Source organism: Erwinia papayae (genome assembly GCF_058241465.1).
On the sequence record NZ_JBZCHT010000009.1, the window covers coordinates 1,396,605 to 1,422,866 of the forward strand.

At 54.6% G+C, this 26,262-nt stretch carries 26 protein-coding genes and 1 pseudogene; 2 read left to right on the forward strand and 25 right to left on the reverse strand.

The window, feature by feature from the left end; translation table 11 throughout:
- Position 1: 1 nt before the first annotated feature.
- From ycfP to yceD, 20 genes and pseudogenes are all read right to left on the reverse strand, one after another.
- Positions 2–543 (reverse strand): annotated as a pseudogene (ycfP, locus tag AC3RPL_RS11380) (alpha/beta hydrolase YcfP).
- Between the two features lie 24 nt (positions 544–567).
- Positions 568–1,590 (reverse strand): beta-N-acetylhexosaminidase, encoded by a 1,023-nt coding sequence (gene nagZ, locus AC3RPL_RS11385; RefSeq protein WP_490740104.1) that lies wholly within the window; start codon positions 1,588–1,590, stop codon positions 568–570.
- 10 nt (positions 1,591–1,600) lie between these two features.
- Positions 1,601–2,446 carry a thiamine kinase gene (thiK, locus tag AC3RPL_RS11390; RefSeq protein WP_490740105.1) on the reverse strand — a complete coding sequence of 282 codons (846 nt, stop codon included), beginning with the start codon at positions 2,444–2,446 and terminating at the stop codon, positions 1,601–1,603.
- On the reverse strand, positions 2,430–2,996 hold the full coding sequence (lpoB, locus tag AC3RPL_RS11395) for a penicillin-binding protein activator LpoB (protein WP_490740682.1): 567 nt from the start codon (positions 2,994–2,996) through the stop codon (positions 2,430–2,432). Before lpoB ends, thiK begins: the two co-directional genes overlap by 17 nt.
- 41 nt (positions 2,997–3,037) lie before the next feature.
- Entirely contained in the window at positions 3,038–3,406 is a 369-nt protein-coding gene (locus tag AC3RPL_RS11400; RefSeq protein ID WP_034939335.1) for a YcfL family putative periplasmic lipoprotein, read from the reverse strand.
- A gap of 26 nt (positions 3,407–3,432) precedes the next feature.
- Positions 3,433–3,783 carry a purine nucleoside phosphoramidase gene (hinT, locus tag AC3RPL_RS11405; protein WP_490740106.1) on the reverse strand — a complete coding sequence of 117 codons (351 nt, stop codon included), beginning with the start codon at positions 3,781–3,783 and terminating at the stop codon, positions 3,433–3,435.
- Between the two features lie 244 nt (positions 3,784–4,027).
- Positions 4,028–5,461: a PTS glucose transporter subunit IIBC gene (gene ptsG, locus AC3RPL_RS11410; RefSeq protein WP_490740107.1), complete on the reverse strand. Its 1,434-nt coding sequence runs from the start codon at positions 5,459–5,461 to the stop codon at positions 4,028–4,030.
- 291 nt (positions 5,462–5,752) lie between these two features.
- The gene (locus AC3RPL_RS11415; RefSeq protein WP_490740108.1) at positions 5,753–6,544 is read right to left on the reverse strand and encodes a metal-dependent hydrolase; all 792 of its coding nucleotides are present in this window, start codon (positions 6,542–6,544) and stop codon (positions 5,753–5,755) included.
- A gap of 9 nt (positions 6,545–6,553) precedes the next feature.
- Positions 6,554–7,549, reverse strand: a complete 996-nt coding sequence (gene holB / locus AC3RPL_RS11420) for a DNA polymerase III subunit delta' (protein WP_490740109.1) — start codon at positions 7,547–7,549, stop codon at positions 6,554–6,556.
- The gene (gene tmk, locus AC3RPL_RS11425) at positions 7,546–8,178 is read right to left on the reverse strand and encodes a dTMP kinase (protein WP_490740110.1); all 633 of its coding nucleotides are present in this window, start codon (positions 8,176–8,178) and stop codon (positions 7,546–7,548) included. The genes holB and tmk overlap by 4 nt, the downstream gene beginning before the upstream one ends.
- Positions 8,168–9,187: a cell division protein YceG gene (gene yceG / locus AC3RPL_RS11430; protein ID WP_490740111.1), complete on the reverse strand. Its 1,020-nt coding sequence runs from the start codon at positions 9,185–9,187 to the stop codon at positions 8,168–8,170. The genes tmk and yceG overlap by 11 nt, the downstream gene beginning before the upstream one ends.
- Entirely contained in the window at positions 9,184–9,999 is an 816-nt protein-coding gene (gene pabC, locus AC3RPL_RS11435; protein WP_490740112.1) for an aminodeoxychorismate lyase, read from the reverse strand. Before pabC ends, yceG begins: the two co-directional genes overlap by 4 nt.
- Positions 10,000–10,234: 235 nt before the next feature.
- Entirely contained in the window at positions 10,235–11,476 is a 1,242-nt protein-coding gene (gene fabF / locus AC3RPL_RS11440; protein WP_490740113.1) for a beta-ketoacyl-ACP synthase II, read from the reverse strand.
- A gap of 79 nt (positions 11,477–11,555) precedes the next feature.
- Positions 11,556–11,792 (reverse strand): acyl carrier protein, encoded by a 237-nt coding sequence (acpP, locus tag AC3RPL_RS11445; protein ID WP_004157115.1) that lies wholly within the window; start codon positions 11,790–11,792, stop codon positions 11,556–11,558.
- Between the two features lie 154 nt (positions 11,793–11,946).
- The gene (fabG, locus tag AC3RPL_RS11450; protein WP_034939327.1) at positions 11,947–12,681 is read right to left on the reverse strand and encodes a 3-oxoacyl-ACP reductase FabG; all 735 of its coding nucleotides are present in this window, start codon (positions 12,679–12,681) and stop codon (positions 11,947–11,949) included.
- Between the two features lie 19 nt (positions 12,682–12,700).
- Entirely contained in the window at positions 12,701–13,624 is a 924-nt protein-coding gene (gene fabD / locus AC3RPL_RS11455) for an ACP S-malonyltransferase (protein WP_490740114.1), read from the reverse strand.
- A 16-nt stretch (positions 13,625–13,640) separates the two neighbouring features.
- Positions 13,641–14,594: a beta-ketoacyl-ACP synthase III gene (locus AC3RPL_RS11460; protein WP_490740115.1), complete on the reverse strand. Its 954-nt coding sequence runs from the start codon at positions 14,592–14,594 to the stop codon at positions 13,641–13,643.
- A gap of 6 nt (positions 14,595–14,600) precedes the next feature.
- Positions 14,601–15,635: a phosphate acyltransferase PlsX gene (gene plsX, locus AC3RPL_RS11465; protein WP_490740116.1), complete on the reverse strand. Its 1,035-nt coding sequence runs from the start codon at positions 15,633–15,635 to the stop codon at positions 14,601–14,603.
- Positions 15,636–15,658: 23 nt separating this feature from the next.
- The gene (rpmF, locus tag AC3RPL_RS11470; protein WP_034939285.1) at positions 15,659–15,829 is read right to left on the reverse strand and encodes a 50S ribosomal protein L32; all 171 of its coding nucleotides are present in this window, start codon (positions 15,827–15,829) and stop codon (positions 15,659–15,661) included.
- Between the two features lie 14 nt (positions 15,830–15,843).
- On the reverse strand, positions 15,844–16,365 hold the full coding sequence (yceD, locus tag AC3RPL_RS11475; RefSeq protein ID WP_490740117.1) for a 23S rRNA accumulation protein YceD: 522 nt from the start codon (positions 16,363–16,365) through the stop codon (positions 15,844–15,846).
- A 143-nt stretch (positions 16,366–16,508) separates the two neighbouring features.
- On the opposite strand from yceD, the gene AC3RPL_RS11480 reads away from it, so the two are divergent.
- On the forward strand, positions 16,509–17,096 hold the full coding sequence (locus AC3RPL_RS11480; protein WP_490740118.1) for a Maf family protein: 588 nt from the start codon (positions 16,509–16,511) through the stop codon (positions 17,094–17,096).
- Positions 17,097–17,293: 197 nt separating this feature from the next.
- Here the strand turns inward: AC3RPL_RS11480 and rluC are convergent, their stop codons facing one another.
- Entirely contained in the window at positions 17,294–18,253 is a 960-nt protein-coding gene (gene rluC, locus AC3RPL_RS11485; RefSeq protein WP_490740119.1) for a 23S rRNA pseudouridine(955/2504/2580) synthase RluC, read from the reverse strand.
- A gap of 571 nt (positions 18,254–18,824) precedes the next feature.
- Between rluC and rne the strand changes: the two genes are divergently transcribed.
- A complete protein-coding gene (gene rne, locus AC3RPL_RS11490; protein ID WP_490740120.1) occupies positions 18,825–22,250 on the forward strand; it encodes a ribonuclease E in 3,426 nt (1,141 codons plus the stop codon).
- A 94-nt stretch (positions 22,251–22,344) separates the two neighbouring features.
- Here rne and AC3RPL_RS11495 read toward each other — a convergent pair whose 3' ends face one another.
- The 4 genes from AC3RPL_RS11495 to AC3RPL_RS11510 form a co-directional block, all read right to left on the reverse strand.
- Positions 22,345–22,851 carry an Lrp/AsnC family transcriptional regulator gene (locus AC3RPL_RS11495; RefSeq protein ID WP_034939272.1) on the reverse strand — a complete coding sequence of 169 codons (507 nt, stop codon included), beginning with the start codon at positions 22,849–22,851 and terminating at the stop codon, positions 22,345–22,347.
- Between the two features lie 140 nt (positions 22,852–22,991).
- The gene (gabT, locus tag AC3RPL_RS11500) at positions 22,992–24,308 is read right to left on the reverse strand and encodes a 4-aminobutyrate--2-oxoglutarate transaminase (RefSeq protein ID WP_034939270.1); all 1,317 of its coding nucleotides are present in this window, start codon (positions 24,306–24,308) and stop codon (positions 22,992–22,994) included.
- A gap of 179 nt (positions 24,309–24,487) precedes the next feature.
- Positions 24,488–25,414, reverse strand: a complete 927-nt coding sequence (locus AC3RPL_RS11505; protein WP_490740121.1) for a 2-hydroxyacid dehydrogenase — start codon at positions 25,412–25,414, stop codon at positions 24,488–24,490.
- Complete coding sequence (locus tag AC3RPL_RS11510) at positions 25,414–26,256, reverse strand: GNAT family N-acetyltransferase (RefSeq protein WP_490740122.1); 843 nt, start codon at positions 26,254–26,256, stop codon at positions 25,414–25,416. The genes AC3RPL_RS11505 and AC3RPL_RS11510 overlap by 1 nt, the downstream gene beginning before the upstream one ends.
- Positions 26,257–26,262 lie beyond the last annotated feature (6 nt).

The following is a 26,262-nucleotide window of genomic DNA, read 5'->3' on the forward strand; positions in this document are numbered from 1 at the left end:
GTCACCGGCACCGGAAGGCTTTGATTCGTTGCAGATGAGGGGAGAGATTTTTGAATTTATGGCTTTCAACCTCGTCCCAGATAACGGGATAGTAAGGTTGCAACGCTGCCACGGTGCGCTGGTTATCCAGCGCCTCATCGTGGCGGGAGAGGATCACCAGGCAGCTGTCACGGTTTTTATCCCGAAAGTTACTGACGCACTTGGTGGTAATGTCAGCATACTCTTCCGGACGATCGATTTTTCCCGGCATGTTCTCTCTTCAGGCCAGAGATTGGGATTAAAAATGACCTGAGGGATACGGTTGAGAAAACCAATACGTTCAGCCCAGTATCCCCCCAGACCGACACCGCAAATCAGCGGGGTATCACCGTCCGCACTGCGCAGGAGTTTATCCGTCTCTTTTAACAGATGTTGCATATCGTGTTTCGGGTGCAGGGTGCTGTAACTAAGCAGCCGCACATCCGCATCGATAAACTGCAGTTGCAGCACCTTTTCATGATTACCCGGACTGGTTGAATCAAAACCATGCAGATAGATGATCATTGCGTCCTCTCTGGCTGTCGCCGGTCAGTTACCCTGATGCTCCTGCCAGCGCGTCTGCAACGTCGTCAGCGCAAGGTTAGCCTCCTGCCAGCGTGACGACGCCAGTAGCTGCTGGCGAGTGAATGAGCAGCGATGATACAAGCTGCTCACCCGCTCAGCATTGATCGGTGACAGATTATCCAGCACGCTAACAGCGCCCTGACGGTTATTACATACCAGGATCATATCGCAACCCGCATCGAGCGAAGCCTGACCACGGTCGGCATAACTCCCCATGACGGCGGCCCCTTCCATTGACAGATCGTCTGAGAAAATCACCCCATCAAAACTCAGCTCGTCTCGCAGCACCTTTTTCAGCCAGTGGGAAGAACCACTGGCGGGTCTGGCATCCACCTGAGTATAGATAACATGCGCAGGCATCACGGCATCCAGCGCTTTTTCCGCGATCAGTTGCCTGAAAATCGCCATATCGTGCTGGCGGATTTCCGCCTCACTGCGATCGTCGCGCGGTGTCTCTTTATGCGAATCAGCGCTGACCGCACCATGTCCCGGAAAATGCTTGCCGGTGCTTTTCATTCCCGCCTGATGCATACCGTCGATAAAGTGGCGGGCCAGCCGTAAGGCCACCTCCGGGTCCTGATGAAAACTGCGCTCTCCAATTGCAGCACTGCCATGACCAATATCCAGCACGGGCGCAAAGCTGATATCGATGTCCATCGCCAGCATTTCTGCCGCCATCAGCCATCCGGCCTGTTGCGCCAACCTTGCCGCCGTCGTTTCATCGTTCAGCGCAGCAAATGACTGCATCGCAGGCAGGCGGGTAAACCCCTCGCGGAAGCGTTGTACGCGCCCCCCTTCCTGATCCACAGCCACCACCAGCCGGTTGCGCGAAGCTTCGCGGATCTGCCTGACCAGCTCCGCAAGCTGCTGCGGCTCATGATAATTGCGGCTAAACAGAATCAGTCCCCCCACCAGCGGGTGCTGTAAAATCTCACGCTCTTCTGCGTCCAGCTCGTAACCGAGCACATCCAACATTACCGGTCCCACAAACTACCTCTTATTGTGATAACACCTGCTGCCAGCTCTCTGCCGCCAGCTGATTAAACATCTCATCGCCGCTTTGCTGCCAGCGAAGTTCATACCAGCTGGCAACCAGTAAATTCAGCCAGGGCTGCCAGCGCCGCATCTGCCGCCGCAGAGCATCAGGATCAAGGTTCTGCAACGCGGCGTAGTGCGCTATCAGCCGCTGCTGCTGTTCGTCTGAAAGCGTATTACTCATCACCACTGACGCCAGCTCCAGCGCCACATCACCGTCGCAGGCATACTCCCAATCAATCAGTTTGACCTCTGCACCACACTGCACCAGATTACCGGCATGAATATCCATATGCAGCAGCCCGTGGCGCAAAGGCGCTGGCTCCCCCTGCTTTTGCAAACGTCGCAGCGCTTTGAGCCAGCCACAATGTCGTCTTTGTGGCTGAATCATTTGCCAGTACTGCTCCAGCAAAGCGGGCAGATGCAGACGCCAGCCGCTGAGCGGCTGACGGTGCAGAGCGGCCATGCACGTTGCCACCGGTAGTAGCTGTTGCCGGAACTCCTCATCTGACAGCACGTCGCCTGGCTGCCAGCCCAGTAGCAGCCAGCCTTTTGTCACGCCAAATACCGCAGGAGCAAGCTTACTACCCGCAAGCTTACGCAGAATCTGATATTCCCGCCGACGATCCACGCCAGGGATCGGCTGCTCAGGGCGGCAACAGCGCGCCAGCAGCGTGATGTCGTCCAGCACAATTTTTATGCTGCGTCCACTCAGACCAGCAAGCGGAAAAAAAGAACCGGCGGTATTTGCCGCCGGGAACTGTTGTGCAATCAGCCGTTTAAGGGAGGGATCAATGCTGTACGACACCGTTGCCCGACCAGATGAGCTCGCCGGTTTGTACCAGCATGAGTTGCATTTGTAAGGTCGGCGATTTTACATCTCCCTGTGCATTGCTGTAGAGCACATACTGCGCGCCGACATAACGGGCAAGCCCTATCGCTTTACTGCGCGATCCCAGGCTGTCACCGGCAGAAAGTCCCAGGGTCTGCTTCGCACTCGCCAGCTGCTCCGGTTTCACGAGGGTGAACTGACTGTTATTTTGCAGGGCATTGTTGAGGGCCGCCGTGGCTTTGGCACTTTGCAGGCTGCCGTTGGTATTGTTTTTTAATCCGTCAACCAACAGCACACTTCCCGGCGTAACGCCGTCCGCCTTCAACATCTGAGCCACCAGGGGTGCCACGCTGGCATCCCAGTTAATGGACTGCATTTTCGGTGGCTGCGGCACCGTTTCACCCGGCTGTGGCTGTGCAGGCGGCACTGGCTGCGGCTGGGCTGGCTGGGCCGGTTGAACCGGTGTGGTTGTTGCAGGCTGTTGTTGCTGGCTGATACAGCCACTCAGTACCAGCGCCAGTAACATGACGCCAGAAAGCTTAACCTTCCTTTCCACGCAATAATCTCCTAAAGATACAGATGCAAGCGGACTTTACTGGCCGTCAGGTTACCCGTTTGCGATGATATTTCAACTTTACCCTGTGATGGAACGCTGACCGTGCGTGGCTGCTCAAACGGCAGGATCTCCAGCCCCTTGTCATCGTACCAGTAGAAGCGGTAGTGCACGGTAGCCGCATGATCCTGCTGATTTACCAGCAAAGCTGACGCCCGCTGCTGACCATCACGCTCTGAAAGCGTTGGCCCATCGGTGGTAATCCCGGCTGACAGTACCGGCGATTCCATCACCAATGACTGAGAGGTATTAATGGTTGTGCGATCGCTACTGCATCCAGCCAGCAGGGCCAACAGGGCAAGACCGGTTACTCTTCGCATCATCATCGTTGTCCGCATTTACCTTGCCTTCAGCGAGCCAGCATCGGCCCCAGAGGACGTCCACCCACCAGATGGAGGTGGATATGATAAACCTCCTGCCCCCCATGCTGGTTGCAGTTCATAATCAGGCGATAGCCGTCCTGCGCGATCCCTTCTTCTTTGGCAATTTTTGCCGCAACCACCATCATTCGACCCAGCGCCGCTTCATGACCGGGCACCGCATCGTTGATGGTTGGGATAAGAATGTTTGGCACGACCAGAATATGGACAGGTGCCTGCGGAGAGATGTCCCGAAAAGCCGTCACCAGTTCATCCTGATAGACAATATCTGCGGGAATTTCACGACGGATAATCTTACTGAAAATCGTTTCCTCAGCCATGCAGCACACTCCTTGAGAGGCAAATTAAGTTATCGCAGTATGAGCGAGATATTTGTTTTCTTTCAACCTTCCGGTGATTTTTCTTTTTGCCGGCACGCTGTGGGTGGATGTCAGATCGGACGTTTAATCATAAAACCTGTCACCGTCTGACTGCACCGCATGTCGATAAAAAAATCCCGCCCCAGTGACCGGGACGGGATTAGCTACTGAAAAAGTGACTGCATTACACCCTAAACGCGAACATTTACATCTTGCGGATGTAATCGTCCATATCGGTTTTCAGGTTGTCTGATTTGGTGCCAAAGATAGCCTGAACACCAGACCCGGCTACTACCACACCTGCCGCGCCAAGTTTCTTCAGCCCGGCCTGATCCACTTTAGATACATCCGCCACGCTGACACGCAGACGGGTGATACAGGCATCGAGGTTAGTGATGTTTTCTTTACCGCCAAAAGCGGCGACCAGGCTGGCTGCCATTTCGTTTGACGACCCGGCTGACTGCTCCGCCGTGGCATCTTCACGACCCGGGGTTTTCAGATTCAGTTTGGCAATCAACAAACGGAACAGGCTGTAGTAGACGAGGCCGTAAATAATTCCCACAATCGGGAACAGCCAGATTTTGCTGCTGTTACCGCTCAGCACCACAAAGTCGATCAGACCGTGGGAGAAGCTGGTGCCATCGCGCATACCCAACAGGATACAGATGGGGAAAGCCAGACCGGCCAGCAGAATGTGAATGCCGTACAGAACGGGAGCCACAAACATAAAGGAGAATTCAATTGGCTCGGTGATGCCGGTAAGGAATGAAGTCAGCGCGGCAGAAATCATTATACCGCCCACTTTCGCCCGGTTTTCTGGTTTCGCAGAGTGCCAGATAGCAATGGCCGCCGCTGGCAATCCGTACATATTAAACAGGAAGCCGCCGGAAAGTTTGCCTGCGGTAGGATCGCCCGCCATGTAACGTGGGATGTCACCGTGGAACACCTGACCGGCGGCATTGGTAAACTCGCCAATCTGCATCTGGAAAGGCACATTCCAGATATGATGCAGACCAAAAGGCACCAGCGAGCGTTCAACAATGCCGTACAGGCCGAAGGCGACCACAGGGTTCTGATAGGCAGCCCACTGTGAAAAGTCCTGAATAGCCGTGCCGACCGGAGGCCAGATGAAAGAGAGAACCACGCCAATAAAAATGGCGGTAAAACCGGAAATGATCGGCACGAAGCGTTTCCCGGCAAAGAAACCCAGATACTCCGGCAGTTTGATACGATAGAAACGGTTGAACATCCAGGCCGCGATCGAACCCGCTATAATGCCGCCCAGTACCCCGGTATCAGCAAGGTGTTTCGTCTCAATTTCTCCGGCAGGCAGATGCAAAACCAGCGGGGCCACCACCGCCATAGTTTTCACCATAATGCCGTAAGCCACCACGGCGGCCAGCGCCGAAACGCCGTCATTGTTGGTAAAGCCCAGCGCCACGCCAATGGCGAAAATCAGCGGCATATTGGCAAAAACGGAACCTCCCGCTTCAGCCATAACGTGGGAAACCACCGCAGGCAGCCAGCTAAAATTTGCCGACCCCACGCCCAGTAAAATACCGGCAATCGGCAGGACCGAAACCGGTAGCATTAACGATTTGCCAACCTTTTGCAGGTTTGCAAAAGCATTTTTGAACATAATATGAAACTCCTGAGTAAAGGTGCTTTATTACGCGCTGTGCGCAGCATAATGGGGGGAGGTCCCGTTATGGTGGAGCAGTTTTGTGCTCTCGGTATTTATTACGAACTGTAAAATAAATCACTCAACATTTGTTTGATGGCTATCACGTTTCATCCAATATTGCACCGGGCTGCTTTTTATTGAGTCTGAAAGCGCCAGATATCACGCAATAATAAGCGCATCCGCCCGCAATAAGGGCGATGCACTTTACGAAGAAAAGCGATTAATTACGAGCTAAGAAATAAACTTTTAATCACTCAGTCGTGCCATGGGCACATGAAACAGGCGGGAAAAATTTTCCGTTGTGGCGGTTGCCAGAATTTCGGTACTTACCCCCTTCAGCCCGGCCACAAAATCGGCCACGTCACGGGTAAAAGCAGGCTGATTTTCTTTACCACGGTGCGGGACCGGAGCCAGGTAAGGAGAATCGGTTTCCAGCAGGATGCGATCCAGAGGGACATATCGCGCGGCTTCCCGAATGGTTTCAGCATTACGGAAGGTTACAATACCGGAGAAGGAGATATAAAAAACCATATCCAGCAGTTTTTCGGCGGTTGCACGATCTTCGGTAAAACAGTGCAACACGCCGCCACACTCCTCAACCTGTTCCTCTCTGAGGATGGCCAGCGTATCTTCACGCGCATCACGCGTGTGAACAATCACCGGCTTGTTCAGCTTACGCCCGGTACGAATATGTTCACGAAAAGAAGCCTGCTGCTGCGCTTTAGTTTCCTGCTGATAGTAATAATCCAGCCCCGTTTCGCCCAGCGCCACCACGCGAGGGTGGTCAGCCAGTCGGCGCAATTCAGCAAAGTCCCAGGGTTGTTCCTGATTCAGTGGATGAACACCGCAGGAAAAAACCACTTCAGACCGCTCCCCAATCAGCTCGGTCATCGCCTGATAGCCCGGCAGCGTGGTGGCCACCGCCAGTAAAAATTTGACGTCACGCGCCGCCGCTTTTGCCAGCACATCACTCACATCCTGATGCAGGCTGTCATAATTCAGACCATCAAGATGACAATGGGAATCTACTAAAAACATAATCATTCTCTAATCAGGTGAACCATCCCGCCGGGAAAGCAGCATCGCCTCCCAACTTAACAACTGGTCAGTCAGTATCAGTTCCCGGTTAATGGCCGGCACGCCGAGCCGTTCACGGCAGGCCATCCATAACCGGACGCTTTCATCCAGCAAACTGGCGGGCAGTCGCACCGCCATCTCAGCAATCAGCGATTGCTGGTCCACACTGGTAATAAACCTGCCGCCCCCCTGCTGCCATTTCAGGGCATCGACCAGTATGGCGCAAAGCCAGCCGGTGCGTTGCAGCACATCGTCGTGGTTAAGTACGCTCAGTAATGTCAGCATATCGCCACGGAGTGCCACCGGCAGTGTATCGCACAGCGTCTGGCGGGCTGACCAGGTTTTTTCTTCCAGCAGTTGTTGCGCCGCTGCAGGCGCACCGCCACTCAGGCGCAGTGCACTGACCAGGTTCTGCTCAGTTTCCGCCGTCTGTTTTTGCAACCAGCCGAGACTCTGTTTCTCGTCAGGGACCGCCAGGTGAAAGCTGAAACAGCGGCTGCGAAGGGTCGCCGGAAGCTTTGCAGGACGCTGGCAACAAAGTATAAACCAGCAGTTCTTTGGCGGTTCTTCCAGCGTTTTAAGCAGGGCATTGGCCGCCGCTTCTGTCAACTGTGCGGCATCGGTCAGCCAGATGATTTTAGCCCCACCCTGCTGCGCATGATGGTAGAGTTTTTCTGTCACGCTGCGAACAGCATCAATTCCCAGCGCGCTTTTCCCTTTTTCCGCACTGAGTTGATACCAGTCAGGATGGGTATGGGCCTGCATCAGCTGGCAGGCATGGCACTGACCGCAGCTTTTCAGCCCGTCGCGCTGTTGGCACATCAGCCAGCGGCTGATCCCCCATACCAGCGAGGCATCTCCCATGCCGGGCAAACCATGAAGTAGCAAAGCATGATGAGCCCGCCCCTGCTGGTGCCAGGCGATAATCTGCCTGTAGGGTTGATTCAGCCACGGATACCAGTTCACTGCTGTTCCCGAAGCCACTGCTGTACGGTCCGGATGACAGCCGCAGAAACCTGGTCGACGGGCCGGGTAGCGTCAATGGTCTTAATACGGGCATCGCTGGCCGCCAGCGCCAGATAGCGTTCACGGGTGCGGCTGAAGAAATTAAGCGATTCACGCTCAATACGATCCAGCTCACCGCGCGCTCTGGCGCGCTGCAATCCGATTTCCGGCGTCACATCCAGATAAAGCGTCATGTCAGGCGCAAAGTCGCCCAGCACGCTCTGTTTGAGTTGCTGCATCAGGCCGGTGTCCATACCACGACCGCCGCCCTGATAGGCCTGAGAAGAGAGATCGTGCCGGTCACCGACTACCCAGCTTCCTTTTGCCAGAGCAGGTTTGATAACGTTCTCTACCAGTTGCACCCGCGCCGCATAGAGCATCAGCAGCTCCGCTTTGTCGGTGACCGGCTCGTCCGCCATGCCCTGCTTGATCAGCTCACGCAGTTTTTCTGCCAGCGGCGTGCCGCCAGGCTCGCGGGTAAAGACGATATCGCTGATACCCTGCTGCTGAAGTGTGGTGACGACCACATCACGCGCCGTGGTTTTACCTGCCCCTTCAAGGCCTTCAATAACAATAAATTTACCGTGCATTTTTTTCCTTCAGACCCCGACGCCAGGCCTGCACTGCCTGATTATGACTGGCAAGATTAGTGGTAAAGGTATGTCCGCCTTTGCCATCCGCCACAAAATAGAGAAAGTCAGTTTTTAGCGGATGCGCTGCTGCTTCCAGCGAGGCTTTACCGGGCATGGCAATCGGACCCGGTGGCATACCGGCAATCATATAGGTGTTATATGCGCCGGGTGTTTCAAGATCTTTGCGGGTCAGCGTACCGGTGTAGCTGTCGCCCAGCCCGTAAATGACGGTGGGATCGGTTTGCAGGCGCATCCCCAGCCGCAGACGATTAATAAATACCGATGCAACTTTACTGCGTTCATCACTGAGCGCGGTTTCTTTTTCAACGATAGATGCCATCGTCACCAAATCGTTTTGATCTTTATAGGGTAAACCTTCCGCCCTTTCGGCCCACAGTTTCTCCACCAGTTTGATCATTCGCTGGTGCGCACGGTTGAGGATCACCACATCCGTGGTATTGGCGGTATACGAATAGGTATCAGGCCAGAACCAGCCTTCAACGTCCTGCTCCTGTAAATCCAGCGCCTTTGCCACTGTCGTCAGTTTGTCATCGGCGAGCGTGTGTTTTATATAGGGTGCCGCACGCAGTTCCGCCAGCCATTCTTTCATCTTTGTGCCTTCCACAAAACGTAGCGGAAACTGCGCCTCTTTACCGCTGGCCAGCAGCTCCAACATCTGGCGGACATTCATGCCGGGTGCAAAGCGATAGGTTCCCGCCTTGAATTTCGCCAGCGCAGGCTCCAGCTTCAGCAGCCAGCCAAACCAGAGCGACTGAGGCACGATTTTTTGCCGGTTGAGTTCTGCTTCCAGCACCACCCGTCCCGATCCGGCTGGCAGGGTAAAAATGGTTTCATGATTAATTGACAAAGGTGACTGAGCAAACTGTTTGATCTGCCAGTAGCTGTAAGCAACTGCCAGCACCACGACAACGATTATCCCGGCGAAAATCTTTTTTTTGGCGATCATAAAAATCCTTGTGAGCTCCGGGCCTGGATCAGGTTGAAAAGTTGCCTGGCACAATACGTTTTCTGGTCAATCTGCGCGACCGGTAAAACCGGCATCAACGCATTGGTAATGAAAAGTTCATCAGCCTCTGCCAGCACCTCCGGCGGCCGTCTGACTTCACGCACGCTGATGCCCTGTTCGGACAGTAAGGAGATGACCTGCTGTCGCTGGATACCATTGACACCCGAATCAGTCAGGACAGGCGTGAAAACCTGCTCTCCCGTGCGCCAGAATAAATTCGCCGCACAGCATTCCACCAGCATACCGTCAGTGTCAAGCACCAGCGCCTCGTCAGCATCAGTCTGGTCAAGCTCTGCGCGGATCAATACCTGTTCCAGCCGGTTGAGATGCTTAATGCCCGCCAGCAACGGATTACGTCCGAGTCGGATGCTACTGAGCGTCAGCTTTACACCCGTTTGCCTCAGCCGGTGATAATGAGCAGGATAATCAGAGAGCATCAGAATGCGGCCGGGCTGACCACACCCCAGCGCGCTGTAACCGCGACCTCCCTGTCCACGCGAAATAATCACTTTCAATACCGCGTCGCTGCGGGTGCTGGCGGCGACAAGCATTTCATGACGCAGCGCTACCCAGTCTGGTGAGCGGATTTGCAATCGTTCACAGCCCATCGCCAGCCGCTGGAGATGTGCCTCCAACGCCATGATTTTCCCGCTGATAACCCGTGCCGTGGTAAAGCATCCGTCACCAAACTGCACCGCACGATCGCCTGCCGCCACATACTCCTGTGGTTGACCATTTATCCACACCGTCATCTCTCCCAGATAAACTTTTTCTCACGCCTGAGATTACCTGCAATAGCGCCATGATTCATCCCGTTGCGCCATTGAGAAGTGTATGGAGATGAAACGGCAGCAACGGAGGTTTTATCACTATCGCACGGTGGCAGGGAAAGTGTGCCATCGCCTGACTGCGAAACAGCATACCCGCGCTAAAAAAAATGCCCGTCAGAGAGATGACGGGCATAGCAGACAAGGTGAACAGCGGTTGTCAGATTTTACGGAAAATCAATGAACCGTTAGTTCCACCGAAACCGAAGGAGTTACACAGCGTGTACTCCAGACCTTTAACCTGTCGTGCTGTGTGCGGTACAAAATCCAGATCACAACCTTCATCCGGGTTGTCCAGATTAATGGTTGGTGGAATAACCTGATCACGCAGGGAAAGAATCGAAAAAATTGACTCAACGGCACCAGCCGCCCCTAAAAGGTGACCGATCATCGATTTGGTCGAACTGACCATAATTCTGTCAGCACTGGCTCCAAAAACAGATTTTACCGCCTGAGCCTCTGCTTTATCTCCGGCAGGAGTCGAAGTACCGTGTGCGTTGACATAACCAATCTGCTCTGGCGACAGTTGCGCATCTTTCAGTGCGTTTTCCATTGCCAGCGCGGCACCCGCGCCGTTTTCCGGCGGTGATGTCATATGCCATGCATCGCTGCTCATGCCAAAACCCACCAGCTCAGCGTAGATTTTCGCACCGCGTTTTTTGGCGTGTTCATACTCTTCAAGAACGACAATCCCGGCACCGTCACCCAACACAAAACCATCACGATCTTTGTCCCACGGACGGCTGGCCGCCTGCGGATCGTCATTGCGGGTTGACAGGGCACGCGCAGCACCGAAGCCACCTATGCCCAGCGGTGTACTGCCCTTCTCCGCCCCACCCGCCAGCATCACGTCGGCATCGTTATAGGCAATCATGCGGGCCGCCTGGCCAATGTTATGCACACCTGTTGTACAGGCCGTTGATATCGCAATGCTTGGACCGCGCATACCAAACATGATGGTCAGATGGCCTGCAATCATATTCACAATGGTAGAGGGCACAAAGAACGGGCTCATCTTCCGTGGGCCGCCATTGAGTAATGCAGAGTGATTGTCTTCGATCAGACCAAGGCCACCGATACCCGATCCGATAGCGGCACCAATACGGGAAGCGTTCTCTTCAGTAACAACCAGACCGGAATCCTGCATGGCCTGAATGCCAGCCACAATTCCATATTGAATGAAGGCATCCATTTTGCGTTGATCTTTACGCGAAATGAACTCTTCACAATTAAAATCCTTCACTAAGCCAGCAAATCGCGTTGCGTAGGCACTAGTATCAAAATGGTCGATCAGGCTGATGCCACTCTGTCCGGCAACAAGAGCATTCCAGGTAGACTCTACGGTATTGCCGACAGGAGACAACATGCCAAGACCAGTCACAACTACACGACGCTTAGACACGTTCATCCTCCAGGGAGGGTAAAAGAGATTTAGTGCAGATAAAACTCAGGCGGTCAGAAGACCGCCTGGAGATGCTCACTTAAGCCTGGTGACCATTGATGTAATCAATAGCAGCCTGCACGGTAGTGATTTTCTCAGCTTCTTCATCCGGAATCTCGGTGTCGAACTCTTCTTCCAGAGCCATGACCAGCTCAACGGTATCAAGAGAATCAGCGCCCAGATCTTCAACAAAAGAGGCAGTGTTAACAACTTCTTCCTGCTTAACGCCAAGCTGCTCGCCAATGATTTTCTTAACGCGTTCTTCGATAGTGCTCATACTATTAAATTTCCTATCAAAACTCGCTTTCGCGATGGTTTTCGTAGTGTATAAAATGTTGAAAAAGATGCAACTAAATCCCGGCTGGTCCAACCACGATTTAACGCTATTTTGCGGGAATAACCGCAAATAACGCAAATAATTTTCGTGATTATCAGACCATATACATTCCGCCGTTAACGTGCAGCGTCTCACCAGTGATGTACGCCGCTTCGTCAGAGGCTAAAAATGCAACTGCACTGGCGATTTCCTGCGCGCCGCCAAGACGGCCTGCGGGTACTTCCGCCAGAATGCCCGCACGTTGATCTTCAGTCAACGCACGAGTCATATCTGTCTCAATGAAACCTGGAGCAACAACATTAACGGTGATACCGCGTGAGGCAATTTCACGCGCCAGCGATTTGCTGAAACCAATCAAACCCGCTTTTGCTGCCGCGTAATTCGCCTGCCCCGCATTACCCATCGTGCCTACAACAGAGCCGATAGTAATAATCCGACCGGCACGCTTTTTCATCATAGCGCGTAATACTGCCTTTGACAGACGAAATACAGAAGTAAGATTAGTGTCCAGAATATCCTGCCACTCATCATCCTTCATACGCATCAGGAGATTATCACGCGTAATGCCCGCATTATTAACCAAAATGTCCACTTCACCAAACTCAGCGCGAATATTTTCCAACACGCTGTCGATGGACGCGCTGTCATTCACGTTCAGCAGCAGACCTTTGCCGTGCCCACCAAGATAATCACTTATCGCATCGGCACCGCTCTGGCTGGTGGCCGTTCCCACCACTTTCGCACCACGCGCCACCAGCGTCTCAGCAATAGCGCGACCAATGCCGCGGCTGGCGCCGGTTACCAGCGCAATTTTTCCTTCAAAACTCATCATTATCCTCGTCTGTCTGTCATAGCGCAGCATTCAGGCTGGCGGGATCGTTAATCGCAGCGGCAGTAAGGGTGTCAACAATACGTTTAGTCAGGCCGGTCAGTACCTTACCAGGACCGACTTCTAACAGAGAAGTAACACCCTGATCTGCCATAAATTGCACACACTCCGTCCAGCGTACCGGGCTGTAAAGCTGGCGCACCAGCGCACTACGAATGGCGCCCGGAGACGTTTCACATTTTACATCAACGTTGTTGACCACCGGAATTGTCGGCGTGTTAAACGTCAACTGTTCCAGCGCTGTGGCCAGCTGGTCAGCGGCGGGCTTCATTAATGCACAGTGTGAAGGCACGCTGACCGGTAATGGCAAAGCACGTTTTGCTCCGGCTGCTTTACAGGCCGCCCCGGCCCGCTCAACCGCCTCTTTATTCCCGGCTATGACCACCTGACCTGGCGAATTGAAATTAACCGGCGAGACCACCTGGCCCTGTGCAGACTCTGCACAGGCTTTAGCAATCGCAGCATCGTCAAGGCCAATAATAGCCTGCATCGCACCAGTACCAGCAGGAACGGCTTCCTGCATCAGCCTGCCACGCAACTCAACCAGCCTGATAGCGTCACTGAAATTGATCACCCCGGCACAAACCAGCGCACTATACTCGCCGAGGCTGTGACCTGCCAGTATCGCCGGAGCTTTTCCGCCCTTTTGCTGCCAGACGCGGAAAATAGCAACAGATGCGGCCAGTAGCGCGGGCTGGGTTTGCCAGGTTTTGTTCAGTTCTTCTGCGGGCCCCTTTTGCACCAGTGCCCACAGGTCGTAACCCAGCGCCTGCGACGCTTCACTAAATGTCTGTTCAATCAGCGGATTATCTGCTGCAAGCTCAGCCAGCATACCGGTGGCCTGTGAGCCCTGCCCCGGAAAAACCATTGCAAATTGCGTCATTTTTCTATCCTGATAATCAAAAGCGGACCAGCGCAGAACCCCAGGTGAAACCGCCACCAAATGCTTCCAGCAGAATTAACTGCCCGGGTTGAATACGCCCGTCACGCACAGCTTCATCCAGCGCAGCGGGGACGGAAGCGGCAGACGTATTGCCATGCCTGTCCAGCGTCACCACCACTTTTTCCATACCCATACCCAGTTTACGAGCGGTGGCACTGATAATTCTCAGGTTTGCCTGATGAGGAACCAGCCAGTCAATTGCCTCTTTATCAAGCTGGTTTGCCTGCAAAGTTTCATCAACAATGTGTGCCAGTTCGGTAACCGCAACCTTAAAGACTTCGTTACCTGCCATGGTTAACCAGGCAGACTGTTCAGGATGCTGACGATCCTGATTTGGCAGAGTCAGTAACTGCCCGTAGCGACCATCGGCATGCAGATGTGTCGAAATGATGCCCGGCTCTTCACTGGCTCCAAGCACCACCGCACCTGCACCGTCGCCAAACAGAATCAGGGTGCCCCGATCCTCAGGATCAAGGGTGCGGGCCAGCACATCAGCACCAATCACCAGTGCGTGTCTGACCGCGCCATTTTTAATGTATTGATCGGCAATGCTCAGCGCATAGGTGAACCCGGCACAGGCTGCCGCCAGGTCGAAAGCTGCGGCATCATTAATGCCCAGCTGTTGCTGGATCATACAGGCTGAGCTGGGGAAAGCATGGCTGGACGACGTGGTTGCGACCACGATTAATCCAATATCATTGGGATCAATACCTACCATTTCCAGGGCGCGTTGCGCAGCATGAAAACCCATCGACGCAACGTTTTCATCCGCACCAGCGATACGACGTTCACGGATCCCCGTGCGGGTGACAATCCACTCGTCCGACGTATCCACCATTTTTTCCAGATCGGCGTTAGTCCGCACCTGTTCAGGCAGATAGCTGCCCGTACCGATAATCTTCGTATACATGTCCGCTCAGTCACTCTTAGGTAATACAGCTTGAAGACGCGCAGCAATTCGCTCAGGAACCTGCCGCCGCACCGCCTGCTCTGCCTGTTCAATCGCCGCGAGAAACGCACGCTGATTCGCACCACCGTGACTCTTAATCACTGTCCCGCGCAAGCCTAACAGACAGGCACCATTGTACTGGTCCGGGTTAAGATGACCAAAACGTCTGGCGAGACGTTTTTTTAACAAACGTCCAGCCAGCGTCAGCCACCAGGCTCTTTTTTTACCTTCTCCCTGTGATTTCAGCAGAGAAAGAAACATCCGGACCACGCCTTCCATAGTTTTCAGCGTAACGTTACCAACAAAACCATCGCAGACCAGCACATCCGTTTTTCCGGTCAGGAGATCGTTGCCTTCAAGGTAGCCAATATAGTTGATTGCTGGTAAGTCACGAAGGACGGCGGCCGCCTCGCGGATACTTTCCAGCCCTTTGCTCTCTTCCTCACCGATGTTAAGCAGCGCCACTCGGGGGCAAGGGATGGCAAGGACCTCTTCTGCAACCACTGCGCCCATCACCGCGAACTGCACCAGCATGGCACTGTCTGACGATACATTCGCACCCAAATCCAGCACCAGGGTTTTCCCCTGTTGCTGGTTTGGCAACACCGTCATCAGTGCCGGCCGCCCGATACCCTCAAGCGGCCTGAGTAATAATTTCGCCAGCCCCATCAGCGCCCCGGTATTACCTGCGCTGATACAGGCTTCTGCTCGTCCCTCTTTAACCAGTTCAAGCGCTACGCGCATTGAAGAGCCTTTGCTATGGCGAATGGCCTGAGAGGCTCTGGCATCACTGGCAATAACCGATCCGGCAGGAATAATCTGCAAACGCGCCCTTAAGGCTGGATCCGCTGTGGCAAGTGATGTCGAGATGGCGTCGGGATCTCCGACCAGAAGAAGATACAGTTGCGAATAAGAAGCCAGTGCCTGCATTGCCGCAGGCACTGTTACGCAGGGACCGAAGTCCCCGCCCATGGCATCTATCGCCAGGGTCAGTCGTGTCAAAGTATCGCCGGCTAAGCCAGAAATTATTTAACGATGACCTTGCGACCGCGGTAATAACCATCCGCAGTGATGTGGTGACGCAGATGGGTTTCGCCAGAAACTTTATCTACGGAAAGAGTAGTGGTAGTTAATGCATCATGAGAACGACGCATACCACGTTTGGAACGAGTTGGTTTATTCTGTTGTACGGCCATGGACCTTACTCCTGTTACTTACGCTTTAAACTGGCTAATACGGCAAATGGATTTGGTTTTTCTGCCTCTTCAGGCAATTTTCCAAAAACCATGTCCGCCTCGGACACTTCACAGTGTTCAGAATCATGAACCGGAACGACAGGCAGAGCGAGGATGAGTTCATCTTCAACTACTGCCAGCAGGTCGATTTCGCCAAATTCATTGACCTCGACCGGCTCGTACGCCTCCGGTAGTGCCTCGGCCTGCTCGTCAGTGACGACCGGGCTGAAACAATAGGTTACGTGAACATGATGTGGAAATGGCTGGCCGCAACGTTGACATGAGAGCGTTACAGAAACCTGAGCAGTACCTTTCAGCACGGCTAAACGCTGGCTATCAATCGCAAACGACATGGAGCAATCCACATCAGTGTCCACACTGACTACCGATTCAGCAAGACGCTCCACTTGGTCAGGTGTGTAAACGCCTTGATAATCAAGGCGCTTCTGCGCGGTGCGGACTGGATCGAGTGTCAGAGGTAATTTTACTTTTTGCATAGGGCGCGAATATTAACTTTGTCACGAGGCAGAGTCAAAGAAAAAGGCTGTTTAACAGCATCTTTCACCGAATAATTCGCATCCGCTGCGGCGCACAGTTTAAAATGTCCGACACATAATCGCTATCTGTTCCGGAAAAAAAGATGACACAACTGGTTCTGGCCTCCACGTCTCCCTTCAGAAAATTGCTACTGGCAAAACTGGGCATTCCTTTTATTACCGCAGCGCCTGAGGTAGATGAAACTGCGCAACCGGATGAATCAGCCACGGATCTGGTCATGCGCCTGGCAGAAAAAAAAGCCAGAGCGCTGGCAGATGCTTATCCGCAACACTGCATTATCGGTTCGGACCAGGTTTGCGTCATCGACGGTAAAATAACCGGCAAACCCTATACCGAAGAGCGAGCCTGCCAACAGTTACGCCTTGCCAGCGGTCGCAGCGTGACTTTTTATACCGGCCTTGCTCTGCTCGACAGCCGTCATAACCGTCTGAGCATCGTTTGCGAACCTTTCAGCGTGAACTTTCGCCAGCTGACTGATGCGGAAATTATTCATTATGTCCGCAAAGAACAGCCGTTGAATTGTGCCGGTAGCTTCAAAAGTGAAGGTCTGGGTATCACCCTGTTTGATCGACTGACCGGGCGCGATCCCAATACGCTGGTAGGCCTGCCATTAATTGCGCTGTGTGAAATGTTACGGGCAGCAGGAATTGATCCTCTGTCCGCACAATAAAGGTAAGTGAAGCGTTATTTCTCGTGCCGTTTTGCAGATTAAATATGCATCGGCTCATCTGGACAACGTTAGCGACTGAGCCGTAATGCAGTGCCTGAGTGGCAGGAAGTGATATTGCTATCCTGGCAAACCCTCCCAGGCAGTACCAGGATGACTCTCACAGTGAAAACTGACACATCAGGTGAGGTCAAAACGGCTCAGCCATCCCTGTCTTTGCGCAACACGGTCAGACAGTGCTGCAACTCGTCATCAAGGGGCGCTTCCACCCGCATGATTTCACCGGTGTTGGGATGAGTAAAACGCAGAGCCTGTGCATGCAGGAAAAGACGCTTCAGCCCGGTATTCGCCAGCTGGGCATCAAAACTTTTCTCACCGTAGCGATCGTCAAAGGCAATAGGATGTCCGGCATGAAGAGTATGCACACGGATCTGATGAGTCCGTCCGGTCACCGGACTGGCCTTCACCAGGGTGGCCTGGGCATAGCGTTCTTCAACCCTGAAGCGGGTTTCGGAAGGTTTACCCTCCTGACTGACCCTGACTACCCGCTCACCGCTTTGCAGAATATTTTTCAGTAACGGTGCCTGAACGGCTTTGATGTGCGAAGGCCACCGACCGCGCACCAACGCCAGGTAATCCTTCTGCATCCCTTTATCACGTAACTGCTCATGCAGTGAACGCAGTGCAGAACGTTTTTTAGCGACCAGGAGTATCCCTGATGTGTCACGGTCCAGACGATGTACCAGTTCAAGGAAGCGGGCATCAGGACGCAGCGCGCGCAATCCTTCAATAACGCCAAAACTCAACCCACTTCCCCCATGCACTGCGGTGCCCGAAGGTTTGTTCATCACCAGAATATGGTCATCTTCGAAGATGATCGCTTGTGCCAGCGCCGCCACTTTCGCAAGCTTCGGAGAAACCGTCTCATCTTCACGTTCGGCCACTCTCACCGGCGGAATACGCACCTCATCCCCCGCTTCCAGCTTATATTCTGGTTTAATTCGGCCTTTATTAACCCGCACTTCGCCCTTACGCAAAATGCGATAAATCATGCTTTTTGGCACGCCTTTCAGCTGCGTACGCAGAAAGTTATCAATACGCTGCCCTGCCTCATCGGCAGAAATTGTCACCAGTTGTACTGCCGGAGTATTCGTTTTCATGGTCCGCGATTCTAAATAGAGCGCCTGAATAGCGCCACCTCTTTTTCTGTGCTTAACTGAAGCGTGGCACTTCTCTACTGAAGTCTGATGCCCATTTTTCAGCCAATTCAGGTAATCAACACACTGAATTGCGCCAAAAGCTGGAATAAACTTCGCGGAGCGAGAAAAGTCACCTTGCTATCACAAGCTTAGCAATGGAATAATGTTTCTGTTTCCCATGTTAAACCCTGGTGAACAAGAAAATTGCGTAATAAGAAATTTTGCCTGATAGCCCATACACGCAGCAATGGCATAAGACGTAATGTGTAATCAGGCATTTAGCGGGCTGCGGGTTGCAGCCTGGACGAAAGACGGGATTGGTTCACTCAGGTTTACACTGGCGGTACCCTCCTTTTAAAAGCACTGTTTTTCCGGTTGAAAAACAGGCTGCCGAGAATTTGCGCCCCTGTAGCTGCCGATACCCGTGAGGGTGACGGCTTTGCGATGAGACTCGGGGCCATCGGTCAACCACGTCCAGCGTTACTATTGCCCGTAGCTTTGTCACTAATGCAAGAATAATGAGTAAGTTACGATGAAAAGAATGTTGATAAACGCAACTCAGCAGGAGGAGTTGCGTGTTGCTCTGGTTGACGGACAACGTTTGTACGATCTGGATATTGAAAGCCCCGGACACGAACAGAAAAAAGCCAACATCTATAAAGGCAAGATCACCCGTATTGAACCCAGTCTTGAAGCAGCGTTTGTTGATTATGGTGCTGAAAGATATGGTTTTCTCCCTCTGAAAGAAATTTCCCGCGAATACTTTCCCGCTAACTATGCCTCCCACGGTCGTCCCAATATTAAGGATGCGCTGCGTGAAGGTCAGGAAGTGATTGTTCAGATCGATAAAGAAGAACGGGGCAACAAAGGCGCAGCCTTAACCACCTTTATCAGCCTTGCCGGCAGCTACCTGGTGCTGATGCCTAATAATCCGCGTGCGGGCGGCATTTCGCGGCGGATTGAAGGTGACGATCGCACCGAGCTGAAAGAAGCCCTGTCTTCACTTGAACTGCCTGAAGGTATGGGGCTTATCGTGCGGACGGCGGGCGTGGGCAAGTCAGCCGACGCGCTGCAATGGGATTTATCCTTCCGCATCAAGCACTGGGAAGCAATTAAAAAAGCCGCTGAGAGCCGCCCAGCGCCCTTCCTGATCCATCAGGAAAGCAACGTCATTGTGCGCGCCTTCCGCGATTATCTGCGTCAGGACATCGGTGAGATCCTGATTGATAATCCGAAAGTGCTGGAGCTTGCCCGTCAGCATATTGCGGCGCTGGGCCGTCCCGACTTCAGCAGCAAAATTAAGCTTTACACCGGTGAAATTCCGCTGTTCAGCCATTACCAGATCGAATCGCAAATTGAGTCTGCCTTCCAGCGCGAAGTGCGCCTGCCATCCGGCGGATCGATTGTTATCGACAGCACCGAGGCACTGACCGCGATCGACATTAACTCCGCACGGGCAACGCGCGGTGGCGATATCGAAGAGACGGCGTTTAATACCAACCTTGAAGCCGCCGATGAAATAGCTCGTCAGCTACGCCTTCGCGACCTCGGCGGCCTGATCGTCATCGACTTTATCGATATGACGCCGGTGCGCCATCAGCGGGCAGTTGAAAACCGTCTGCGTGAGGCGGTTCGTCAGGACCGTGCGCGTATTCAAATCAGTCATATCTCCCGTTTCGGGCTGCTGGAGATGTCCCGCCAGCGCCTCAGTCCGTCACTGGGTGAATCGAGCCATCACGTCTGTCCGCGCTGTAGCGGCACGGGCACTATCCGTGATAACGAGTCTCTGTCGCTGTCGATTCTGCGCCTGATTGAAGAAGAAGCGCTGAAAGAGAACACCAAAGAGGTCCACGCGATTGTCCCGGTGCAGATTGCCTCTTACCTGCTCAACGAGAAGCGTGAAGCCGTCAGCGCCATTGAAAAACGTCAGGGTGGCGTGCGGGCCATCATCGTGCCAAACGATCAGATGGAAACACCGCACTACTCAGTGTTGCGCGTACGCAGCGGCGAAGAAACCCAGACGCTGAGCTACCACCTGCCGAAGTTGCACGAAGCAGAAATGGCCCTCCCTTCTGAGGAAGAACACGCCGAGCGCAAACGCCCTGAACAGCCTGCGCTGGCTGCCTTTGTTATGCCGGATGCACCACCTGTTCCGCAGGAAACCAGCAAGGCCTCGCAACCGGTGCAAACAGAGACCACCGTTAAAAATACGGTGCCCGGGAAGCCCGGTCTGTTGAGCCGTGTACTGCAAGGCATGAAGAACTTCTTCAGTGGTGAAAAACAAGCTGACGCGCAGCCAGAACCTGTTACCAGCGGGGAAGAGAAAGCTGCGGAAACCAGCGCACCGCGTCAGGAGCAACGCAGCAACCGCCGTCAGAATAACCGCAACTCACGTAACAGCGACCGTGGAGAACGCAATGCGGAGCGCAACAGTAACGATCGCAGCTCGCGTAACGAACGCAACGGCAATCGTAACGAACGTATGGTACGTGACCGCGATACCGCAACGGAAGATAACCGTCGCAATAAACGCAATAACAGTGCGCAAAGTGACATTCGTGACGATCAACAGCTGCCTGAAGACACTCGCGGGCAGCAGAGTGATGAGCAACAGACCACCCGTCGTGGCGATCGCAGACGCCGCAACGAGCGTCCGCTGCCGCAGGAAGAAAAAGTCACCGAGGTCAGCCAGACTGACGAGGCCGCTGAAGCCAGTGAAGAACAGGTTCAGGTGATGCCGCGTCGTAAACCACGCCAGCTGAACCAGAAAGTGCGTATCGAAACTGCCGAGCAAACCGCAGCACGGTCCTTTGCACCTGAAAATCCGGTCACCCAGCCCGCAGTCTCTGAAAACGCGGCTGAGACGGAGGAAGGCGACAGCAACAGTATGCCGCGTCGTTCCCGTCGTTCACCGCGCCACTTGCGCGTCAGTGGACAGCGTCGTCGCCGTTACCGTGATGAGCGTTACCCAACGCAATCACCAATGCCATTGACCTTTGCTGCTGCGTCGCCAGAAATGGCTTCCGGTAAAGTGTGGATCTCGTATCCCGTCGCCCAGGTAGCAGATGAGAGTGAAATCGAGCAGTCGATTGTGCCGGATTATGGCCATCAGGAGACGGCCGAGGCCGTGGCGGTTGCCGCATCCGCAGAGACAACCCAGCAGTCTGAGGGTGAAGCTCAGCCGGTTCATCAGGCTGCTCCACTGACGGAAAATCAGCCGGTAATAACCCCGGTTGACGACAGTGCGAGTGAAGCAATTTCAGTGCCGGTCAATGAGCAGCCTGCGGTTATTTCTGCTGCCGACGAGGCCGTTGCCACTGAGGTAATGGCCGACGCGCAGCCGGTAGCGGAGGCACCGACCGCCATTGCCCCCGCTGTTGCAGCAGAAGAGCCCGCACAGCAAATCGCCGTCGCCAGCCAGCTGGCTGCGGAAAATGTGCTGGAGGCCACGGAAGCAACCATTGCCAACGCTGACCCGGTACAGCCGACAGCATCTGTGGAGGCTGATGAACCCCATGCGCCGGTTCCGGCCCGTGATGAAGCGGTAGCGGTAGCTGAAGCTCAACACGCCCCAGTCGCCAGTGCACCGTCTGAGACGATTGCTGAACCAACGGCTCCTGCTTCATCAGCACAAGCTGAGGTTGAGCAGGCAGTGAATGAACAGAGCGATGCGGCACAACCGGCTGCTGAAGAGTCTGTTTCTGAGGCGGTGAACGCGGCTGTTGAACTCGCTCCGCCAGCCCACCCCGCAGCACCGGTTCAGGCCAGCGCTGCCGCTCCGGCGTTTAAATATCATGCCTCGGCACCGATGACCAAAGCACCGGCTCCCGCCTGGCAGCCGGAGCCGCCCCGTCACAGTGACTGGGTGCGGCCAGTGTTTAACTTTGCAGGCAAAGGCTCTGCCGGGGGGCACTCTGCAACCCATCAGGCGACTGCGCCAGCAACCCGCCCGGAGTAATCCGCAGTAAAGCAAAAGCCCCGACATGAATGTCGGGGCTTTTTTAATGCCTGTGAAAACCCAGGGTAACGACCGGGGCGGAACGGCTGGCCCGTCAGATTTCAACCTGGGTATGACGTGAAATCAGAGAACGCAGCGGTACGCTGCTTTTTAAAATCGGTGACTTGATCACGATATAGCTGAAGTACTTGTCGATCCCCACGCTGGAATCCAGCAGGCCTTCAATCACTTCCTGATAATGCTCAATACTGCGGGTGATAAAGCGCAGCAGATAGTCATAACCACCGGTAATCAGGTGGCACTCCATCAGTTCATCCACCTCACGGATAGCACTTTCGAAGCGCATAAAATCTTCCCGCCGGTGACCGGCAAGGGTGACCTCAGTGAAGACGGTAACCGAGTCGGTGATTCTGGTCAGATTAATATGCGCCTCATAGCCGGTAATAAAACCGGCGGCTTCAAGACGCTTTACCCGTTGCAGGCAGGGGCTGGGGGACAGTCCAACCGCATCAGCCAGATTAACATTACTGATGCGGCCATCTTTTTGCAGCTGAACCAGAATGTTGATATCGATGCGGTCCAGTTTCATTAAGCCGTTCATAGCGCCCCTCATTGTTATCAAAGTGTCACCGGATACCAGTGGTATAACACGCTTTTTGCCAGCGACGCCAGCGTTTTACCGGTCAGCGTTATGGCAAAAAAATATCTTTAAACGCAGTAATATCAATGAGAAAGCAATTATCAGCCCAGCCGTCCGCTGGCATTCGCCAGCGCGATATCAAAAATATGCAACGCTTCTTCCAACTGTGAATCACTGGTCACCAGCGGCGTCAGGAATCGCACCGTATTGCGTTGCACGCCGCACTTAATCAGCAGCAACCCTTCCTGACAGGCACAGTCGAGAATTTTTTGCGTCAGCTCAGCATCCGGTTCACCGCTTTCAAAGTCGATAATCTCCACAGCCAGCATTAGCCCCACACCGCGCACTTCACCAATGCAGGCGTATTTTTCAGCCAGCTGAATCAGACGGGCATGGAGTTGTTCTCCCAGTTCGACAGCGCGTTGCAGCAGGTTACCGTATTCAAGCAGATCCAGTACCGCCAGCGATGCCGCACAGGCCAGCGCATTGCCGCCGTAAGTGCCGCCCAGCCCGCCCGGCGTCGGCGCATCCATAATGTCTGCTTTCCCCACCACACCGGAGATCGGGAGCCCCCCTCCCAGGCTTTTTGCCACCGTCACCAGATCCGGCACGATGCCGGTATGCTGGAAAGCAAACATCTTGCCGGTACGGCCAAAGCCGGTCTGAACCTCATCGCAAATCAGCAGAATGCCGTGGCGGCGGGTCACCTCACGCAGGGCCTGCATAAAGTTTGCTGACGCAGGCAGGAAACCGCCGTCGCCCTGTACCGGTTCAATAATGATGGCCGCCACGCGCTCCGGGGCAATCTGCACGGCGAACAGCGTGTCCAGCGCCTTCAGACAATCCGCTTCGCTAAGCTGACGGTAGGGATTAGGAAACGGCACGCGATAAATATCGCCGGGAAAGGGACCAAAATTTTGTTTATAAGGCTGACTCATTCCGGTCAGGGTACAGCCCAGCAGGGTTCGACCATGAAATGCGCCATCAAAAGCAATAATGCCGGAACGACCGGTAAAAGAGCGGGCGATCTTCACCGCATTCTCCACTGCTTCTGCACCGCTGGTGAAAAATACGCTTTTAAATTTCTCTCCTGCCCCCACCAGCGCATTAAGCCGTTTTGCCAGCTCAATATAGCCAGGATAGGCCGCTACCTGAAAGCAGGCGTGCGAAACCTGCTGCAACTGTTGACTGACTGCGGCCACCACCTGCGGGTGATTGTGCCCGACATTCAGCACGCCGATACCGGCGACAAAGTCGAGATAACGATTACCTTCCACATCCCACACTTCAGCGCCTTTGCCCCGGGCAATCACCACGGGATGAGCGGTGACCACCCCGCGCGGCACCTGCTCCTCGCGGGCATCCAGCCACAGCGCGTTATCAGAAAAGGTCTGCTGCTCAGCCAGTAAATTGTGCATCTCTGTTCCTCATCGGTATGACATTTATGGGTCAAGTATCGCAATAAGCCGGAATACCACGCTGCCGTAATGGCTCCGGCAGCAGCATTAAGTGTTGAAATCGGACGGAATCCAGGGGTTAAATTTTCGCCGCGCTCAGGCGGCGCTGACAGGGCCGAAGATCAGGCCCGACCGACGATTCAGTAGCCGCGTGAACGATCCACCACGCCATGCATCGCTTCGCCACGTTCGAAACGGCGAATATTGTCCAGCAGTGCGCGCACCGCAGTTTCAGGCCGGGTCTGGCTGGCAATGTGCGGCGTCAGCCAGATGGCCGGATGGAGCCAGAACGGGTGCCCCTCCGGCAGGGGTTCAGGATCGGTAACATCGATCACCGCCGCACTCAGCTGCTGACTCTCCAGTGCCGCCAGCAGATCGGCCGAATTGAGGTGACCACCCCGACCGGCGTGAACCAGCGCGGCGCCCTGCGGTAGCTGGCTGAACAGGCTGGCGTTAAGGATATTTTCGGTGGCACGGGTCAGCGGCAGCAGACAGATCAGGATATCGCTCCGCGCCAGAAAAGAAGCCAGCTGCTCCTCTCCGGCGAAGCTGCGCACGCCTGGCAGTTGCTTAGGCGTACGGCTCCAGCCCGCGCAGTCATAGCCAAACTGCACCAGGGGTTGCAGCACGGCTTCCCCCAGTTCACCCACGCCCATCACCCCAACCCGACACCGCGAGGCCGGTTTAGTGGGCTGCTCCAGCCAGCATTGCTGGCGCTGCTGTTGCAGATAGCGCGGCATTCCCCGGTGCAGCCCCAGCACGCTCCAGGTGATATATTCCACCATTCCCTGAGTCAGTCCCGGTTCGATCATTCTGACTACCGGGAGTTCAGGCGGCAGACGGTGGTAATCGAACTGATCGGCTCCGGCACCTACTGAGAAAAGCACCCGCAAATTGGGAAACTGTTGCATCAGATTGTCCGGCGGTTGCCAGGCCACCAGATATTCCACCAGCAGGGGATCGCCGATATCCGGCCACTGACGGAAAGCGATCTCCGGTGCCCATTCGGCCAGTAAGGCAGCCCAGCGTTGGCCGCGTTCGGCGCTGGATTTATACAGCAGCGTCATCAGGCCATCGCCTGCGTCATTAAGCCAAATGAGAGTGCGCCATCAGGCTGCCAGGGTACGCCGCAGATCATGGTGGTGGGACGGTCCACTTCCGGGATTCCCACGCTGTTCAGCCAGTCGCCGAGACCGCTGTGACTGTCGGTATCGATGCGCACAAACTGACCGCCATGCCCGCTCAGCAGCTGAATGACCAGCACTTTCGCCTGCTGCGCATTCTGCGCAATCACCGGACCAATCGCCTGACCATGTCCGAAACGCCGCAGGCAGGCAAAGCCAACGACACGCCCGGCTTTTTCCAGCAACAGAAAACGTTGCGCAGTGTCAAACAGGCTGGCAATCAGCGCAGGGCGATGCTGACCGTGTGCCTGCCGCTCAAGGGCAGTCAGCGTTGCGATATCGTCACAGCTCGCCGTACGCAGCACTTCACCCTCAGCGGGAGCGATGGCCGTAACCGGTGGCAGTTCACGACACTGATGCTGTTCAACCCAGCCGGTGGCGACAAATCCCAGCTTTTCGTACAGCCCCTTGCCCATTTCCGTGGCATGGAGCCGCACGTTGCAGCCTTCCAGCGCCTCCAGTGCCGTCTGCATCAGCTGGCGGCCAATGCCTTTTCCCTGCATGTCGTCCGCCACAATCACCAGTCCCAGCGAGGCATACGCCTCTCCCCAGCGCCACCAGAGGATGGTGCCCGCCACGCGGCCATCCACTTCGGCCACCCGCCCCTCGCCCAGCGACAGCGCCTGTTGCCAGTCTTCAGGACGGTGGGGCCACTGCAGCCTGCGGGTCAGCTCTGCCGCCTGCGCCAGATGTTGCTCGTTCATTTTCTGCATCGGGACCTTCATTTTTTC